Genomic DNA, 16,417 nt, shown 5'->3' on the forward strand with positions numbered 1-16,417 from the left:
CTTGGATCGCCGTCGACTGTGCTTATGAGGACAGGTACGACGAACGCGTCAGGCCCAGGCGCAAGGCGTCGAGGAACTGGGTACGCTCAGACGCAGAGATCTTCGCGCTCGCACACTTGTCGCGGTAGTGGGTCATCAACTCCTCCGGCGACAAGTGCACATAACGCAGCATGTCTTCGATGGTGTCATGGGTCTCGATCCCGGCGCTGTACACCGAACCGTCTTCACGCTGGTAGATGTTCACCGAATCGGTATCACCGAACAGGTTGTGCATGTCGCCCAGGATCTCTTGGTAAGCACCAACCAGGAAGATGCCCAGCAAGTAATCCTCACCTTCGTTCAACGCATGCACCGGCAGGCTGGTCTCGATGGACTGCTCGTCGACGTACTGCTTGATCTTGCCGTCGGAGTCGCAGGTCAGGTCCTGCAACACCGCACGGCGCAACGGCTCTTCGTCGAGGCGGTGCAGCGGCAGGATCGGCAGGACCTGGCCGATGGCCCAGGTGTCCGGCAGGCTCTGGAATACCGAGAAGTTGCAGATGTACTTGTCGGCCAGCTTGTCGTTGAGTTCGTCCAGCACCTGGCGGTGCGAGCGCTGGCGGGCCTTGAGCGAGTTATGCAGGCGGCGGCACACGGCGAAGTAGCACTGTTCGGCCAGGGCCTTTTCCGCCAGGGTCAGTTTGCCGTCGGCGTACTGGGCGGCCACGTCGCTCATGTAGTGGGTGGCGCGCCAGTAGGTTTCGGTGACCATTTCAATGTCGGTCGGACCGAGCAGGTCCACCAGCCACTGCACGGTTTCCGGCAGGCTTTCCTTGTTTTCGATCAGCGGGATTTCGTCGTTGTGTTTCTCGACGTCGGTGACCTGCACCACCAGCATGGCGTGGTGGGCAGTCAGCGAGCGACCGCTTTCGGAGAAGATATGCGGGTGCGGCAGGCTCTGGGCGTCGCAGAACTCCTTGAGCATGCCCACCACCACGCCGGCGTAGTCGTCCATGTCGTAGTTGATCGAACTGGCGTTACGCGAGTGGGTACCGTCGTAGTCCACGCCCAGGCCGCCGCCGACGTCGATGTGATCCACCGGCAGGCCGAGGTTGCGCAGTTCGCCGTAGTAACGAATGGCTTCCTTGAACCCGTGCTGGTAGTCCGCCAGGTTGGCGATCTGCGAGCCCATGTGGAAGTGCAGCAGGCGGATGCCCTGGTCCAGGCCGGCGGCGCGGAAGCGCTCGACCACCGACAGCAGCTGCGCCGCCGACAGACCGAACTTGGATTTCTCGCCGCCGGTGTCCGCCCACTTGCTCGACGCCAGGGACGACAGGCGCACGCGCAGGCCGACCTGTGGCTTGACCTTGAGGCTGGCGGCCTCTTCGATCACCAGGCCGACTTCGGATTCTTTCTCGATCACGATGAACACGTTGTGGCCGAGTTTCTGCCCCATCAGCGCGAGGCGGATGAACTCACGGTCCTTGTAACCGTTGCAGACGATGGTGCCGCCCTTCGGCGCCAGGGCCAGCACGGCCAGCAGCTCAGGCTTGGAACCGGCTTCGAGGCCGATGGACACGTTCTGGGTGGCGATGATGTTCTCGATCACCGCTTCCTGCTGGTTCACCTTGATCGGGTACAGAGCGGTGTACTTGCTCTGGTACTCCAGGCGCTCGATGTTCGCATCGAAGGCGCCGGTCAGCTGGCGTACACGGTCTTGCAGGATGTCGGGAAAGCGCACCAGCAGCGGCAAGGACAGGCCGCTCTTGCGCAGCTCGTCGACTTGCTCGTAAAGGTCGACAGGCGTGCTGTTCGGGCCGTTCGGACGGACTTCAACGCGACCGGCATCATTGATCGCGAAATACCCGGCCCCCCAATGGCGAATCCCGTAAACACTGCGGCTGTCCGCAACTGTCCATTGGCTGCCATCGTCTTTGCGTGTGCGTCGTACGGACATCGAAGTCCCCTATAAATGAAGTCGAAGGCGCAGCCCCCTATCAGAGGCTGGCGCAGTCTAAAGAATGAAAATGACGATTTGCCTGCGCGAGAGGTAGGACCCCACTTGCAGGACAGAGTTTAGACACAGGTCGGGAAGAGGCTTTCAGCCGCCGGACTTCTTGGCCTTGTACCCGAGCTTGATCAGCTCGGCCAACAGCAACTCGACGTGATCGCCCTGGATCTCGATGACGCCGTCTTTCAACGCGCCACCGGTGCCACAACGCTTTTTCAGCGTGGTGGCGAGTTCTTTCAGGGCATCCTCGGCCAACGGCACGCCGGTGATGGTGGTCACCGTCTTGCCGCCACGGCCCTTGCTCTCGCGTCGCACGCGGGCAATACCGTCGCCTTCAGGGATCAGGGTCTGTTTGCAGGTGCACGAATCCACGGGCTGACGACAGTCCGGGCAGTGTCGACCTGCGTCGGTGGAAAATACCAGGCCACCAAGGGCGGCGAAGGATGCGGCTTTTTTGGCCACCGGCAATCCTCTTGGGAGGACAAAGACAGATCGGTGCCCGCAACGGGACTACCGACCGCGAAGCCCCACTCAGGCAGGGGCAGCGCTACCGAACCGCCCCACTCCTAATAGCAGGAAGGCTCGGGTGAAAAGTCGCGCAGTGTAACGGCAAAAAGCCGACTTGCTAAGGGCCAAATCGCGCCAATTTATGCAAGTTTAGCGACGCAGGGCCAGATAGCGACGCAGGCCCTCCTGGGCGTCCGGGCAATAGGGCTTTTGTTCAGCTTCCTGAAGGATAACGTCGAGGGGCAGAAAGTGCGCTTCCATGACCTCTTCGGGCTGCAAACGCAGCGCCCCGTCCCACACGGCAGAGTAGGACTTGCACCAGAGCCGGCTGTCGCCGTCGGCGAAATAGAAGTGATCATGCTCGACCAGTGCTACCCCGGCCACACCGAGTTCTTCTTCCAGCTCGCGGGCCGCCGAATCGGCGTAGCTCTCCCCCGCTGCGACCATCCCACCCGCCGCCGTATCCCAGAAACCGGGGTACAAGGCTTTGCTCAGGGTGCGTCGATGCACACACAGCTCGCCCTTGGAGTTGAACAGGAAGATAAAGGTGCAACGGCCGATAAGACCGCGCTGGCGCAGGTCGGACCTGACCAGGTGACCGAGGAGCCTGTCCTGTTCGTCAACCCAGCAGATCAGTTCAGCATCAGAGGCCGCACGGTGTGCGGCCTCGTTTTGAGTAGCGTCCATCATCAACCCTGGTTGAGGAGCTGACGCAAGTCGATCACTGCAGCGTTGGCCCGGGAAATGTAGTTGGCCATCACCAGCGAATGGTTCGCCAGTACGCCGAAGCCACTGCCGTTAAGAATCATAGGACTCCAGACCGGTTCCTGCGAGGCTTCCAGCTCACGGATGATCTGGCGCACGCTGACCGTGGCGTTTTTCTTGGCCAGTACATCGGCAAAGTCGACCTCGATGGCGCGCAGCAGGTGGGACAGCGCCCAGGCCTGGCCACGGGCTTCATAGAACACGTTGTCGATCTGCATCCATGGGGTTTCCACCACTTCTTCATCGACCTGCGGCACTTCACCCGGCGCCAGGGCTTCGGTTTTCAGCGCGGTGTTCAGTTTCACCCGGCCGACGCTGGCCGACAGGCGCTGCGACAGCGAACCCAGGCGGGTCGCCACGTCACCCAGCCAGTTGTTCAGGTTGTCGGCACGTGCATAGAACAAGGCGCCGCGCTGGTTCGGGTCGGACAGGCGCGCTTCATAGCGGCTCAGGGAATTGATGCCTTCCTGGTACTCGGACTCGCTGGAAGGCAGCACCCAGCTCTTGTTGTCGAAGTTGAAGCGCGGTTCGGCCTTGGCCAGGTCCGCGTCTTCGGCCGACTGCGACTGGGAACGCGCGAAATCTTTGCGCAGGGCGCGGGTCAGGTCACGCACCTGAACCAGCACGCCGTATTCCCAGCTGGGCATGTTGTCCATCCACAGGCCAGGCGGGAAACGGTCGTTGGAGATATAGCCACCGGGCTTGTCCAGCAAAGTGCCGACCACGGTCTTGAGGGTTTCGACGGTGGTATAGCCCACCACCATCTGCTTGCCTTCCTTCTCGGCGGCAATCTGCGCATTTTGCTGGACCGGGAACAGCGCCGGCTCTGCGCTCCAATACCACCCCAGGGCACCCGTGACCAACAGGTACAAGCCCAGCAGGCTGAGCACGGCGCGGCTCATCAGCAGGCTGCGAAAGTAGCTGCGGTTGGCCGACTTGGGTTCGGGGGCGGGGCCTTTGGTACTGTCTGCGCGGTTTTTCCAGTCCAGCATGGCGGGATCCTTTCAATCACTTGAGTTCATGCACGTCTATTGTCCGGGTGCGTTCAAACACTCCGACCACAACCCTACCCCATCGTGCCCGTCAGCGCGGGGCTTTTAAACGAAAGTGGCGCATACGGGACGTTCGACTATAAAGGATGCACGCTTTTTACGCTGCGCGACCGATGAGTCGAAAATTGAATGCGTAAGTCTCGCAGTTAATTGACGTATGACACTCATGCAACAGAAAAGAGGTGCTAGCATAGAGCCATCAGTTCGACCTCAGCATGCAGCCTTACTAGTAGTCAGGATATGACCGAGCCAGAAGACCCCAGCCGTGAGCGTCTCAAGCACCATTTTGCCCAGCGGGTAATTCATCAGGCACGTCAAATTCTTGAGATCTGGCAGCGCCTGCAACGCAGTGAATGGTCCAACGCTGACCTCTCCGAACTCAGCGAAGCCAACCTGCGCCTGCAGCGTTTTGCCGAGCGCTTCGAGCAGCCGGAGCACGGCCAGTTGGCGCGGCATATCGGCGAATCGCTCAAGCAAGTCGACGAAAACCGTGGCCGCCTCAGCAGCCACCTGATCACCGAACTCAATCGCCTGATGCAGCGCCTGTCGCGCACCGGGCTGCGCCAGGGCGACCAGCTCGAACAAACCTTCCTGCCACCGATGCGCAAGCCGATCTACGTGATGCTCGCCGATCACGAGCGCGCCGAGCGCCTGGCCAAGCAGCTGGAATTTTTTGGCATGAGCGCGCAGTCCCTGGATAGCGTGCCGGCGTTCCGAGCGTCGATGGCCGAGCGCTTGCCGTCGGCCATCGTCATGGACGTGGACTTTTGCGGCGCCGGCCTGGGCCTCAAGCTGGCCGCCGAAGCCCAGGAAGGCCTGGAGCAAAAACTGCCACTGCTGTTTTTCAGCCTGCACGAAACCGACACCCCGACCCGTCTCGCCGCCGTGCGCGCCGGTGGCCAGGAGTTCCTCACCGGCACCCTGGAAGCCTCCAGCCTGCTGGAGAAGATCGAAGTGCTCACCTGCGTCGCCCAGTACGAGCCGTATAAAGTGCTGATCATCGACGACTCGCGCGCCCAGGCCCTGCACACCGAACGCCTGCTCAACAGTGCCGGCATCGTCACCCGCACCTTGATCGAGCCGATCCAGGCCATGGCCGAGCTGGCGGACTTCCAGCCCGACCTGATCATCCTCGACATGTACATGCCCGCCTGCACCGGCACCGAACTGGCCAAGGTGATCCGCCATAACGACCGCTATGTCAGCGTGCCGATCATCTACCTGTCGGCTGAAGATGACCTGGACAAACAGCTGGACGCGATGAGCGAGGGCGGCGACGACTTCCTGACCAAGCCGATCAAGCCGCGCCACCTGATCACCACTGTGCGCAACCGCGCCGCCCGCGCCCGCCACCTCAAGGCGCGCATGGTGCGCGACAGCCTGACCGGCCTGTACAACCACACCCACATCCTGCAATTGCTCGAAGACTGCAGCTTCCGTGCGCGCCGCGAGAACAAGCCGCTGAGCTTTGCCATGCTCGACATTGACCACTTCAAGCGGGTCAACGACAGCCACGGCCACCCCATGGGCGACCGCGTGATCAAGAGCCTGGCGCTGTTTCTCAAGCAGCGCCTGCGCAAGACGGACTACATCGGGCGCTACGGCGGCGAGGAATTCGCCATCGTGATGCCCGACACCGACCTGGAATCGGCCTGCAAGGTGCTGGACGAAATCCGTGGGCGCTTTGCCGAAATTCACTACCCGGCCCAGCCGCAGGACTTGTGGTGCACCTTCAGCGCAGGGGTTGTGGAGCTGTGCGACGGTTCCGACAGCCTGATGATGGCGGCCCAGGCCGACGAGGCGCTGTACCGCGCGAAGAACGCCGGACGCAACCGAGTACAAGCGGCGCGCACATCAAAGCAAAGTGCCACCTTTTCACCGGAATCCACTGATTCCGTCATAACCTTGTAATGAAAGCGCAATAACTTCAGGCACTTACCTTTTGCTGTCGGTTGAAATCCCGCATGCGCCTGAAGCTGCTGACCAATCTCAATACCCTTCTGCTCGTGGCTGTGTGCCTGGCGCTCGGTGCGACACTCTGGTGGTCGCAGCGGGCACTGGAGCGTCCGTATTTGCTGATGGAGCGCTACCTGAGCCTGTCCCAGACCTTCCAGAACCAGGCCGCGCGCAATATCGACGACTACCTCGCCAGCGGCGACGCCCTGCGTTTGAGCAGCGCCAGCCAGAGCCTGGAAAACCTGCTGCAACATCTGGATGAACTGCCTGCCGACCTCGCGCAAAATCTGCGCCCGAGCCTTGTGGACCTGGACGCCTTCAGCAAGACCGACCTGCTCGCTGCCGGCAAGCTGGCCGGCGACCCGCAAGCCCTGCTGCTGCAAGCCGAGCGCGAATTGGGCGCGAACCTGGAGCAACTGAGCCAATACGCCATCGGCGTGAATTCCCCCCAGGCCGCGCGCTACCTGCCGCCGCTGCTGGCCGCGTCGCAACACCTGGGCAAACTGTCCCTGGCCCGCGACAAGCTGGTGAGCAGCGGCCGTGCGGAACTCGCCGATGATGTGGAGCGCGAAGTCGGCAACATCCGCAGCCAGGCGGACCTGCTGGAACAGCTGCCGCTGCTGGGCGTGAAGGCCAGCGCCGAATCCAGCGCCGACGACTTCTCCGCCCTGATGGGCCTGGAAAACAGCGAAAAAACCGAAGCCCAGGACACCGGCGTCGACCTCAAGCGCGAACTCAACAGCCTGCTGACCCGCTACCCCGCCGAACTCAAGCGCACTCGCGAGCAGATCCAGCAGCGGGCCGACCTGGCCAACGCCACTCACCTGAAAATCAACGCCGTGCAACAAGCCATTGCCAGCCTGGAGCCGGTGGTGCGCGCGCAGCACGGCAAGATCCAGGGCGAAGTGCGGGTGATGCAAGGCGTGATGATCGGTCTGATCCTGCTGATCGCATTGCTGATCGACACCCTGCAACGCCGCTTGGCGCGAGTCCTGACCAACCTGGCACCGGCCCTGTCGACCTGGGCCGAAGGCGACTTCAGCCAGTCGATTGCCTTGGGCAAGACCAACCGCGAACTGCACGACATTGAAGCGTCGCTGAACCGCCTGCGCGCCTATTTGGTGGCGTTGGTCGGCACCATTCGCGGCAATGCCGAGGAAGTCGCCGGCAGCAGCCGTGCATTGGCCGAACTGAGCAGCGGCCTGCATGACGGCGCCGAGCGCCAGGCCGGCGACACCGCGCAGATCCGCGACTCCCTGGGCGAACTCGAAGCGACCATTCAACAAGTCGCCGGCGACGCCAGCCAGGCCGCCGGGGCCAGCCGCAGCGCCGGTGACGCGGTGGAACAGGGCCAACGGGTGATCGGCCTGAGCCTGACCGGGCTACATGCGCTGGTAGGTGAAGTGCAGCAAAATGCGCAGATGATCGAGAAACTCGCTGAAGAGTCCGCGACCATCGGCGGCGTGCTGACGGTGATCCGCTCGATTGCCGACCAGACCAACCTGCTCGCGCTCAACGCGGCGATTGAGGCCGCCCGGGCCGGTGAAGCCGGACGCGGGTTTGCCGTGGTCGCCGACGAAGTGCGCTCCCTGGCGCAGCGCACCGCCGGCGCCACCGCCGAAATCCAGACCCTGATCGCCGGCCTGCAAGCCGCTGCGCACCAATCGGTGCAAGGCATGCGCGCCCAGGTCGAACACGCCGAAGCCACCGCCCAGCAGGCCCAGGCGGCCGACGGTGCACTGGATGAAATCGTCGGGGCGATCCAGACCATTTCCGCCACAGCAGTGCGCATTGCCGATGTGACCGCGCAGCAGAGCAGCGCGGTCAGCGAAATCCGTGACAACAGCGAGCGGATTCACCAATTGGGTGAGGACAATTTGCTGCGCATCGGCCAGGGCCGCAGCCAGGGCGAGCATCTGCTGGTGCTCGGCGGGCAGCTCAACACCGCTGTCCAGGCGTTCCGCGTTTAACCCGGTCTCAGCCTGGATGCCGCTCCCACACTGACCGGATCCAGGCTCGCAGTCACAAATTTTGCGCTATCCTCGCTAATCGTGCTGCCTACTGCATAGAACTGGACAGTCACAAAGGCTTTGCGGCATAGTCGCCGGGTTCTGCCGTACCCACATCAATAACAAGGAACAGCCGATGGCGACCTTTCTGGTTCTACACGGACCCAACCTGAACCTGCTCGGCACCCGCGAACCGGGCGTCTACGGGGCAGTCACCCTGGAACAGATCAACCTCGATCTGGAACGCAGGGCCCGTGAAGCCGGCCACCATCTGCTCTACCTGCAAAGCAATGCCGAGTATGAATTGATTGATCGCATCCATGCCGCGCGCGGCGAAGGCGTGGACTTTATCCTGATCAATCCCGCCGCTTTTACGCATACAAGTGTTGCATTACGTGACGCGCTGCTGGCGGTGAGCATCCCATTCATCGAAGTGCATTTGTCCAACGTGCACAAACGCGAAGCTTTCCGCCATCACTCTTACTTCTCCGACGTAGCGGTAGGAGTGATCTGCGGCCTTGGCGCCAGCGGTTACCGACTGGCCCTGGAGGCCGCCCTGGAACACATTGAACAACCGGCCAAGCGCCCCTGACCGACCCTTGGGAGTTGATGATTCATGGATATCCGTAAAGTTAAGAAACTGATCGAGCTGCTGGAAGAGTCCGGCATCGACGAGCTGGAAATCAAGGAAGGCGAAGAGTCCGTACGGATCAGCCGCCACAGCAAGACCCCGGCCCAACAGTTCTACGCACCGCAAATGCAAGCACCGGCTCCTGCCGCCGCTCCTGCTGCTGCTGCGCCAGCCGCTGCCGCCGCTCCTGCAGCGCCAGCCGCTCCAGTGCTGAACGGTTTCGTGGTCAAGTCGCCAATGGTCGGTACTTTCTACCGCACCCCGGCGCCAACCTCGCCAGCCTTCGTTGAAGTGGGCCAGACCGTGAAAGTGGGCGACACCATCTGCATCGTTGAAGCGATGAAGATGATGAACCACATCACCGCTGAAAAAGCCGGCGTCATCGAATCCATCCTGGTAGAAAACGGTCAGCCGGTTGAGTACGACCAGCCGCTGTTCACCATCGTTTGAACCGCGGAGCGCCTTCGATGTTGAAACCTGCGAAGAAACTGCAAAAAGTCCTGATCGCCAACCGCGGCGAGATCGCGCTGCGTATCCTGCGCGCCTGTAAGGAAGAGGGCATCAAGACCGTCGCTGTTTACTCGACGGCTGACACCGAATTGATGCACGTGAAACTGGCGGACGAAAGCATCTGCATCGGCCCGCCACTGGCCACGAACTCGTACCTGAAGGTCTCGAACATCATCGCTGCCGCGGAAGTGACCGGCGCTGATGGCATCCACCCAGGCTACGGCTTCCTCGCGGAAAACGCCGATTTCGCCGAACAGGTGGAAAAATCCGGCTTCGCCTTCATCGGCCCGAAAGCCGAAACCATTCGCCTGATGGGTGACAAGGTTTCTGCCAAGGACGCCATGATCGCAGCCGGCGTGCCAACCGTTCCCGGTTCTGACGGCCCGCTGCCTGAAGACGAAGAAACCGCGCTGCGCATTGGTCGCGAAGTCGGCTACCCGGTGATCATCAAGGCCGCAGGTGGCGGTGGTGGTCGCGGCATGCGCGTGGTGCACAAGGAAGAAGACCTGATCGAAGCGGCCAAGCAGACCCGCTCCGAAGCGGGTGCCTGGTTTGGCAACCCGATGGTCTACCTGGAAAAGTACCTGACCAACCCACGTCACGTGGAAGTGCAAGTACTCTCCGACGGCCAAGGCCACGCCATCCACCTGGGCGACCGCGATTGCTCGCTGCAACGTCGTCACCAGAAGGTACTGGAAGAAGCACCGGCACCGGGCCTGGACGAAAAAGCGCGTCAGGAAGTACTGGCTCGTTGCGTCAAGGCGTGCATCGACATCAACTACCGTGGCGCCGGTACCTTTGAGTTCCTCTACGAGAACGGCCGTTTCTACTTCATCGAGATGAACACTCGCGTGCAAGTGGAGCACCCGGTTTCGGAGATGGTCACCGGTATCGACATCGTCAAGGAGATGCTGAGCATCGCCGCCGGCAACCCGCTGTCCTTTACCCAGGACGACGTGAAGATGCACGGCCACTCCCTGGAGTGCCGCATCAACGCCGAAGACCCGAAAACCTTTATCCCAAGCCCTGGCCTGGTCAAGCATTTCCACGCGCCCGGCGGCAACGGCGTACGTGTGGATTCGCACCTGTACAGCGGCTACAAGGTTCCGTCCAACTACGACTCGCTGATCGGCAAGCTGATCACCTGGGGCGCGACCCGCGACGAGGCCATGGCCCGCATGCGCAATGCCCTGGACGAGATCGTGGTTGACGGCATCAAGACCAACATCCCGTTGCACCGGGACCTGGTCCGCGATGAAGGCTTCTGCGAAGGTGGTGTGAACATTCACTACCTGGAACACAAGCTGGCCAACCAGTAAGCGCTCCACCCGACAAAGCCGCCTTCGGGCGGTTTTGTTGTTTCTGGCCCCCGGATTTTACTGGCGGGATACATTCCCCTGTGGGAGCGGGCTTGCTCGCGAATGCGGTGGGTCAGTGAATAATATCTTGGCTGACGCACCGCATTCGCGAGCAAGCCCGCTCCCACATTTGTTATGTGTACACCCCTCCCGCCGCTCGCGTAAACTTGCGCCCTTTCGCGACCCACCCGTCGCACATTCAATTTTTTCAAAGGTGCCCGCCATGCCTTGGCTGCAAGTCCGTCTCGCCATCAGCCCAGAACAAGCCGAAACCTATGAAGACGCGTTCCTCGAAGTCGGCGCCGTTTCGGTCACCTTCATGGACGCCGAAGACCAGCCGATCTTCGAACCCGAACTCAACACCACCCCGCTGTGGTCGCACACCCATCTGCTCGCCCTGTTCGAAGACGGCACCGATGCCGCCAGCGTGCTGGCCCATATGGAACTGCTCACCGGCGCACCGCTGCCGGAGCATCACAGCGAAGTCATCGAAGACCAGGACTGGGAACGCAGCTGGATGGACAACTTCCAGCCGATGCGTTTCGGCCAGCGCCTGTGGATCGTACCGAGCTGGCACGCCGCGCCAGAACCTGACGCCGTGAACCTGCTGCTGGACCCGGGCCTCGCATTCGGCACCGGCACCCACCCAACCACCGCACTGTGCCTGGAATGGCTGGACGGCCAGGACCTGCACGACTGCAATGTGCTGGACTTCGGCTGCGGCTCGGGGATTCTGGCGATCGCTGCCCTGTTGCTGGGCGCCAAGGAGGCCGTCGGCACCGATATCGACGTGCAAGCCCTGGAAGCCTCCCGCGACAACGCCGGGCGCAACAACATCGCTGAAGGCAAATTCCCCCTCTACCTGCCGGAGCAATTGCCCCAGGTGCAGGCCGACGTACTGGTCGCCAATATCCTCGCCGGGCCGCTGGTGTCGCTGGCGCCGCAGCTGTCGAGCCTGGTCAGGCCCGGTGGCCGCCTGGCCCTGTCGGGCATCCTGGCCGAGCAAGGTGAAGATGTTGCCGCCGCCTATGCCCAGGATTTCGAGCTGGACCCCATCGCCAACCGTGATGGCTGGGTACGCATCAGCGGCCGTCGGCGCTAGAATGAGCGCTTGCCTGAATCGGATGGCCGCATGACCGACAGTTTCGTCACCCAGTGCCCGCATTGCCAATCGCGTTTTCGCGTCAACCACGCTCAATTGAGTGTGGCCCGCGGCGTGGTGCGTTGCGGCTCGTGCCTGCAAGTGTTCAACGCGGTGCGCCAGTTGCTGGAGCAGCGCGCAGCCGCGGCCGCCTCGCAAGCCGAGCAACCGGCCAGCGTCGAGCCGCCCCCCGCGGCCCCGCGCGCCATCAGCCAGAAGCAATGGAGCGCCGAAGAGCTGGACCTGGACAACCTGGACCTGGACCAGGAACTGGCCAAGCTGGAACGCCGCGAGATTCAGCACACCCAGCCGCTTGGCGCGGATCGCCGTCAACCCGGCAGCGATCGTCGGCAAAAAGACGAACCTCTCAGCGCCAGCCGCGACACCATCAAGGCCGAGGAAGAAAAGTGGGCCGCCAGCCTGTTCAGCGAACCGCCGCAAGAACGCCTGCCGGCTGAAGAAGACGAAGACGACGCCGAACCGACGAACGCACCTGCGACCAAGCAGCGCACCGAACCGTCCATGTCGTTCCACACCGACGACCTGGATGAAGAGCCGCCACTGCGCGCGCCGCCGGACGAGGACGACATCGACCCGCCGTTCACGCCACTGACCCATGCCGCCGGCCAGCCGGAAGCCGAAGAACGTCTCGGCACCCGCCGCAAGCGCCCGCGCACCGAAGCCGGCGTGCACGACGATGTGCTTCAGGACCTGGAAGACGACCCGCTGCACCTCTACGCGCAAAAACGCCCGGCCAGCCTGGGCAGCCGCCTGATCTGGATCTTGCTGGTGCTGATCGCCGCCGGCGGCCTCGCCGCCCAGTACATCGCCTACCAGTTCGACGACCTGGCCCGCCAGGACGCCTACCGCCCGTGGTTCCAGCAACTGTGCCCGACACTCGGCTGCACCGTGCCATCACGGGTCGACATCGCCCACATCAAGAGCAGCAACCTGGTGGTGCGCAGCCACCCAGAGTTCGCCGGGGCGCTGGTGGTCGATGCCATCATCTATAACCGCGCGACCTTCTCCCAGCCCTTCCCCTTGCTGGAACTGCGCTTTGCCGACCTCAACGGCAACCTGATCGCCAGTCGTCGCTTCAAACCCGCCGAATACCTCAGCGGCGAATTGGCCGGTGTCAGCGAAATGCCTTCGCAGACGCCGATCCACATCTCCCTGGACATCCTCGACCCGGGCAACAAAGCCGTGAATTACAGCCTGAGCTTCCACTCGCCCGAGTGAATCGGCCTATGCATTGAGGTTTGACGGCGGATTCTTGACTGGACCCCGCGCATCCAAACCGGCGGCGATAAACAAATAACTGTTCAGATTTTATCCAATTCAGCCTTTATCCAGTCATCGAGAGCGGGTATCATGCCAACCCTTTTTCGAACTCTAATGATCCGGCCCCACAACAGGGAAGTCCTATGTCGGCGGTACGCATCGGCCCATATACATTGCACAACGGTTTGATTCTCGCCCCGATGGCGGGCGTCACCGACCAGCCCTTTCGTCAGCTGTGCAAGCGTTTGGGCGCGGGTCTAGTAGTCTCGGAAATGGTCACCAGCGACATGAGCTTGTGGAACACCCGCAAATCGCGGATGCGCATGATCCACGAAGGTGATCCCGAGCCCCGCTCGGTACAGATCGCCGGTGGGGATGCACAGATGCTGGCGGATGCGGCCCGGGCCAACGTGGAGTTGGGGGCGCAGATCATCGACATCAACATGGGCTGCCCGGCCAAGAAGGTCTGCAACAAGGCCGCCGGTTCCGCGCTGTTGAAAGATGAGCAGTTGGTTGCCGAGATCCTGCAGGCCGTTGTCGCCGCAGTCGAGGTGCCGGTGACGCTGAAGATCCGTACCGGTTGGGACCGGGAGAACAAGAACGGCCTGACGGTGGCGAAAATCGCCGAACAGGCAGGAATTACAGCGCTGGCGGTGCATGGCCGCACCCGCGCCGACCTTTACACAGGTGAAGCCGAGTACGACACCATTGCCGCGATCAAGCAGGCGGTGTCGATACCGGTATTTGCCAATGGCGACATCGATTCAGCCGAGAAAGCCCGGCGCGTGTTGCACGCCACTGGCGCCGACGGCTTGTTGATTGGCCGGGCTGCCCAGGGGCGGCCCTGGATTTTCCGTGAGATCGACCATTTTCTGCGTACCGGCGAAGTCTTGCCGGCACCGGAGCTGGTCGAGGTGGAACGTATTCTGCTAGAGCATCTGGCCGCCCTGCACGCCTTCTACGGAGACGTGATGGGAGTACGCATTGCTCGCAAGCATGTCGGCTGGTATCTCGCAACCCTGCCGGGCGCCAGGGAGTTTCGCGCCCACTTCAATCGTTTGGATGATACGGAAGCACAGTGCGCCAACGTTCGTGAGTTCTTCGGCGAGCGTTACAAGAGCCTGGGGACAGGGGACGGAGAGGGGGTGGCCGCATGACGATGATGACCGAGACTTTAGTGAGTGGAACGACACCCGTGAGCGACAACGTCAATTTGAAACAGCACCTGAACACGCCGAGCGAAGAAGGCCAGACCCTTCGCGGTAGTGTCGAGAAGGCGCTGCACAATTATTTCGCCCACCTTGAGGGCGCATCCGTCACGGACGTGTACAACCTGGTGCTCTCCGAAGTCGAAGCGCCCTTGCTCGAAAGCGTGATGAACTACGTCAAGGGCAACCAGACCAAAGCCAGTGAGCTGCTCGGCCTCAACCGTGGCACCTTGCGCAAAAAGCTCAAGCAGTACGATTTGTTGTAAGCATTCAATCAAACCAGAAAGGCGCCCGCGTAAAAAACGGTCGCCTTTTTTGCTGACTCCTTTGCTTTTGATGGAAATTGAAATGACCGACCAGACTACCCGCCTGCCGATCCGCCGCGCCTTGATCAGCGTTTCCGACAAGACCGGCATCCTCGAATTTGCCCGGGAGCTGGAAGCCCTGGGCGTGGAAATCCTCTCCACGGGCGGGACCTTCAAACTGCTGCAGGACAACGGCGTGGCCGCAGTAGAAGTTGCGGACTACACCGGTTTCGCAGAAATGATGGACGGTCGGGTCAAGACCCTGCACCCGAAAATCCACGGCGGCATCCTTGGCCGTCGCGGCACCGACGACGCCATCATGGCCGAGCACGGCATCAAGCCGATCGACCTGGTAGCCGTCAACCTGTACCCGTTCGAAGCCACCATCAACAAGCCAGGCTGCGACCTGCCGACCGCCATCGAAAACATCGATATCGGCGGCCCGACCATGGTGCGTTCGGCGGCCAAGAACCACAAAGACGTGGCCATCGTGGTCAACGCCAGCGACTACAGCCAAGTACTCGAAAGCCTGAAAGCCGGTGGCCTGACCTACGCCCAGCGTTTCGACCTGATGCTCAAGGCGTTCGAACACACGGCAGCCTACGACGGCATGATCGCCAACTACATGGGCACGGTTGACCAGGCCGCTGAACCCCTGTCGACCGAAGGCCGCAGCCAATTCCCGCGCACCTTCAACAGCCAGTTCATCAAGGCCCAGGAAATGCGCTACGGCGAGAACCCGCACCAGAGCGCGGCGTTCTACGTGGAAGCCAAGCCTGCCGAAGTCGGCATCGCAACCGCGACCCAGCTACAAGGCAAGGAACTGTCCTACAACAACGTGGCCGATACCGACGCCGCGCTGGAATGTGTGAAGAGCTTCGTCAAGCCCGCCTGCGTGATCGTCAAGCACGCCAACCCGTGCGGCGTGGCCGTGAGCCCGGACGCTGAAGGCGGTATCCGCCAGGCTTACGAACTGGCCTACGCCACCGACACCGAATCGGCATTTGGCGGCATCATCGCCTTCAACCGTGAACTGGATGCCGAGACCGCCAAGGCGATCGTCGAGCGTCAGTTCGTGGAAGTGATCATCGCCCCAAGCGTCAGCGATGAGGCCCGCGCCATCGTGGCGGCCAAAGCCAACGTGCGCCTGCTGGCCTGCGGCGAGTGGTCGGCTGACCGCGCTGCGGCCTGGGACTACAAGCGCGTCAACGGCGGCCTGCTGGTACAGAGCCGCGACATCGGCATGATCGGCAGCGACGACCTGAAAGTCGTGACCAAGCGCGCGCCAACCGAGCAAGAGATCAACGACCTGATCTTCGCCTGGAAAGTGGCCAAGTACGTCAAGTCCAACGCCATCGTCTACGCCAAGAACCGCCAGACCATCGGTGTCGGCGCCGGCCAGATGAGCCGCGTGAACTCGGCGCGTATCGCTGCGATCAAGGCTGAACACGCTGGTTTGCAGGTGGTCGGTTCGGTGATGGCATCCGACGCGTTCTTCCCGTTCCGTGACGGCCTGGACAACGCCGCGAAAGCGGGCGTCACCGCCGTGATTCAACCCGGTGGCTCGATGCGCGATGCCGAAGTGATCGCTGCGGCTGATGAAGCCGGCATCGCCATGGTCTTTACCGGCATGCGCCACTTCCGTCACTGATCCAACTCGATAGAGATGTGAGAGCGGGCTTGTGTGGGAGCGGGCTTGCTCGC

The 16,417-nt window shown here is 62.0% G+C and carries 14 protein-coding genes; 10 read left to right on the plus strand and 4 right to left on the minus strand.

The genetic code is table 11. The annotated features are described in order from the left end of the window. Positions 1–22: 22 nt before the first annotated feature. The 4 genes from speA to OPU96_RS21300 all read right to left on the minus strand — a co-directional run bounded on the left by speA (position 23) and on the right by OPU96_RS21300 (position 4,254). A complete protein-coding gene (gene speA, locus OPU96_RS21285; protein ID WP_192300185.1) occupies positions 23–1,936 on the minus strand; it encodes an arginine decarboxylase in 1,914 nt (637 codons plus the stop codon). Between the two features lie 144 nt (positions 1,937–2,080). After that, positions 2,081–2,452: a translation initiation factor Sui1 gene (locus OPU96_RS21290; RefSeq protein ID WP_005784408.1), complete on the minus strand. Its 372-nt coding sequence runs from the start codon at positions 2,450–2,452 to the stop codon at positions 2,081–2,083. 195 nt (positions 2,453–2,647) lie between these two features. Next, positions 2,648–3,184: an NUDIX hydrolase gene (locus OPU96_RS21295; RefSeq protein WP_498559636.1), complete on the minus strand. Its 537-nt coding sequence runs from the start codon at positions 3,182–3,184 to the stop codon at positions 2,648–2,650. A 2-nt stretch (positions 3,185–3,186) separates the two neighbouring features. Next, positions 3,187–4,254: a DUF2333 family protein gene (locus OPU96_RS21300; RefSeq protein ID WP_192300187.1), complete on the minus strand. Its 1,068-nt coding sequence runs from the start codon at positions 4,252–4,254 to the stop codon at positions 3,187–3,189. 300 nt (positions 4,255–4,554) lie between these two features. Between OPU96_RS21300 and OPU96_RS21305 the strand changes: the two genes are divergently transcribed. The 10 genes from OPU96_RS21305 (at position 4,555) to purH (ending at position 16,364) form a co-directional block, all read left to right on the plus strand. After that, a complete protein-coding gene (locus tag OPU96_RS21305; protein WP_498559637.1) occupies positions 4,555–6,225 on the plus strand; it encodes a diguanylate cyclase in 1,671 nt (556 codons plus the stop codon). A 971-nt stretch (positions 6,226–7,196) separates the two neighbouring features. Then, complete coding sequence (locus tag OPU96_RS21310) at positions 7,197–8,240, plus strand: methyl-accepting chemotaxis protein (RefSeq protein ID WP_498559646.1); 1,044 nt, start codon at positions 7,197–7,199, stop codon at positions 8,238–8,240. A 175-nt stretch (positions 8,241–8,415) separates the two neighbouring features. Beyond that, positions 8,416–8,871 carry a type II 3-dehydroquinate dehydratase gene (gene aroQ, locus OPU96_RS21315; RefSeq protein WP_017738538.1) on the plus strand — a complete coding sequence of 152 codons (456 nt, stop codon included), beginning with the start codon at positions 8,416–8,418 and terminating at the stop codon, positions 8,869–8,871. 24 nt (positions 8,872–8,895) lie between these two features. Continuing rightward, positions 8,896–9,360: an acetyl-CoA carboxylase biotin carboxyl carrier protein gene (accB, locus tag OPU96_RS21320; RefSeq protein WP_226455672.1), complete on the plus strand. Its 465-nt coding sequence runs from the start codon at positions 8,896–8,898 to the stop codon at positions 9,358–9,360. 17 nt (positions 9,361–9,377) lie between these two features. Next, positions 9,378–10,739: an acetyl-CoA carboxylase biotin carboxylase subunit gene (gene accC, locus OPU96_RS21325; RefSeq protein ID WP_010213490.1), complete on the plus strand. Its 1,362-nt coding sequence runs from the start codon at positions 9,378–9,380 to the stop codon at positions 10,737–10,739. A gap of 262 nt (positions 10,740–11,001) precedes the next feature. After that, positions 11,002–11,880 (plus strand): 50S ribosomal protein L11 methyltransferase, encoded by an 879-nt coding sequence (prmA, locus tag OPU96_RS21330; protein ID WP_226455671.1) that lies wholly within the window; start codon positions 11,002–11,004, stop codon positions 11,878–11,880. A gap of 30 nt (positions 11,881–11,910) precedes the next feature. Then, positions 11,911–13,158 (plus strand): DUF3426 domain-containing protein, encoded by a 1,248-nt coding sequence (locus OPU96_RS21335; protein WP_305391994.1) that lies wholly within the window; start codon positions 11,911–11,913, stop codon positions 13,156–13,158. Positions 13,159–13,343: 185 nt separating this feature from the next. Further along, complete coding sequence (gene dusB, locus OPU96_RS21340) at positions 13,344–14,357, plus strand: tRNA dihydrouridine synthase DusB (RefSeq protein ID WP_498559638.1); 1,014 nt, start codon at positions 13,344–13,346, stop codon at positions 14,355–14,357. Then, a complete protein-coding gene (fis, locus tag OPU96_RS21345; protein WP_002555375.1) occupies positions 14,354–14,674 on the plus strand; it encodes a DNA-binding transcriptional regulator Fis in 321 nt (106 codons plus the stop codon). Before dusB ends, fis begins: the two co-directional genes overlap by 4 nt. 82 nt (positions 14,675–14,756) lie before the next feature. After that, complete coding sequence (gene purH / locus OPU96_RS21350; RefSeq protein ID WP_498559639.1) at positions 14,757–16,364, plus strand: bifunctional phosphoribosylaminoimidazolecarboxamide formyltransferase/IMP cyclohydrolase; 1,608 nt, start codon at positions 14,757–14,759, stop codon at positions 16,362–16,364. The last annotated feature ends 53 nt before the right edge of the window (positions 16,365–16,417 follow it).

The sequence above is a fragment of the Pseudomonas sp. RP-B7 genome (genome assembly GCF_059803535.1).

What these genes read in the sequence shown, in the direction of transcription:
- fis (WP_002555375.1), top strand. Translation starts at nt 14,354, where the DNA reads ATGACGATGATGACCGAGACTTTAGTGAGTGGAACGACACCCGTGAGC.
- OPU96_RS21310 (WP_498559646.1), top strand. Translation starts at nt 7,197, where the DNA reads ATGATCGGTCTGATCCTGCTGATCGCATTGCTGATCGACACCCTGCAA.
- OPU96_RS21295 (WP_498559636.1), bottom strand. Translation starts at nt 3,184, where the DNA reads ATGGACGCTACTCAAAACGAGGCCGCACACCGTGCGGCCTCTGATGCT.
- purH (WP_498559639.1), top strand. Translation starts at nt 14,757, where the DNA reads ATGACCGACCAGACTACCCGCCTGCCGATCCGCCGCGCCTTGATCAGC.
- accC (WP_010213490.1), top strand. Translation starts at nt 9,378, where the DNA reads ATGTTGAAACCTGCGAAGAAACTGCAAAAAGTCCTGATCGCCAACCGC.
- OPU96_RS21300 (WP_192300187.1), bottom strand. Translation starts at nt 4,254, where the DNA reads ATGCTGGACTGGAAAAACCGCGCAGACAGTACCAAAGGCCCCGCCCCC.
- accB (WP_226455672.1), top strand. Translation starts at nt 8,896, where the DNA reads ATGGATATCCGTAAAGTTAAGAAACTGATCGAGCTGCTGGAAGAGTCC.
- aroQ (WP_017738538.1), top strand. Translation starts at nt 8,416, where the DNA reads ATGGCGACCTTTCTGGTTCTACACGGACCCAACCTGAACCTGCTCGGC.
- speA (WP_192300185.1), bottom strand. Translation starts at nt 1,936, where the DNA reads ATGTCCGTACGACGCACACGCAAAGACGATGGCAGCCAATGGACAGTT.
- dusB (WP_498559638.1), top strand. Translation starts at nt 13,344, where the DNA reads ATGTCGGCGGTACGCATCGGCCCATATACATTGCACAACGGTTTGATT.
- OPU96_RS21335 (WP_305391994.1), top strand. Translation starts at nt 11,911, where the DNA reads ATGACCGACAGTTTCGTCACCCAGTGCCCGCATTGCCAATCGCGTTTT.
- OPU96_RS21305 (WP_498559637.1), top strand. Translation starts at nt 4,555, where the DNA reads ATGACCGAGCCAGAAGACCCCAGCCGTGAGCGTCTCAAGCACCATTTT.
- prmA (WP_226455671.1), top strand. Translation starts at nt 11,002, where the DNA reads ATGCCTTGGCTGCAAGTCCGTCTCGCCATCAGCCCAGAACAAGCCGAA.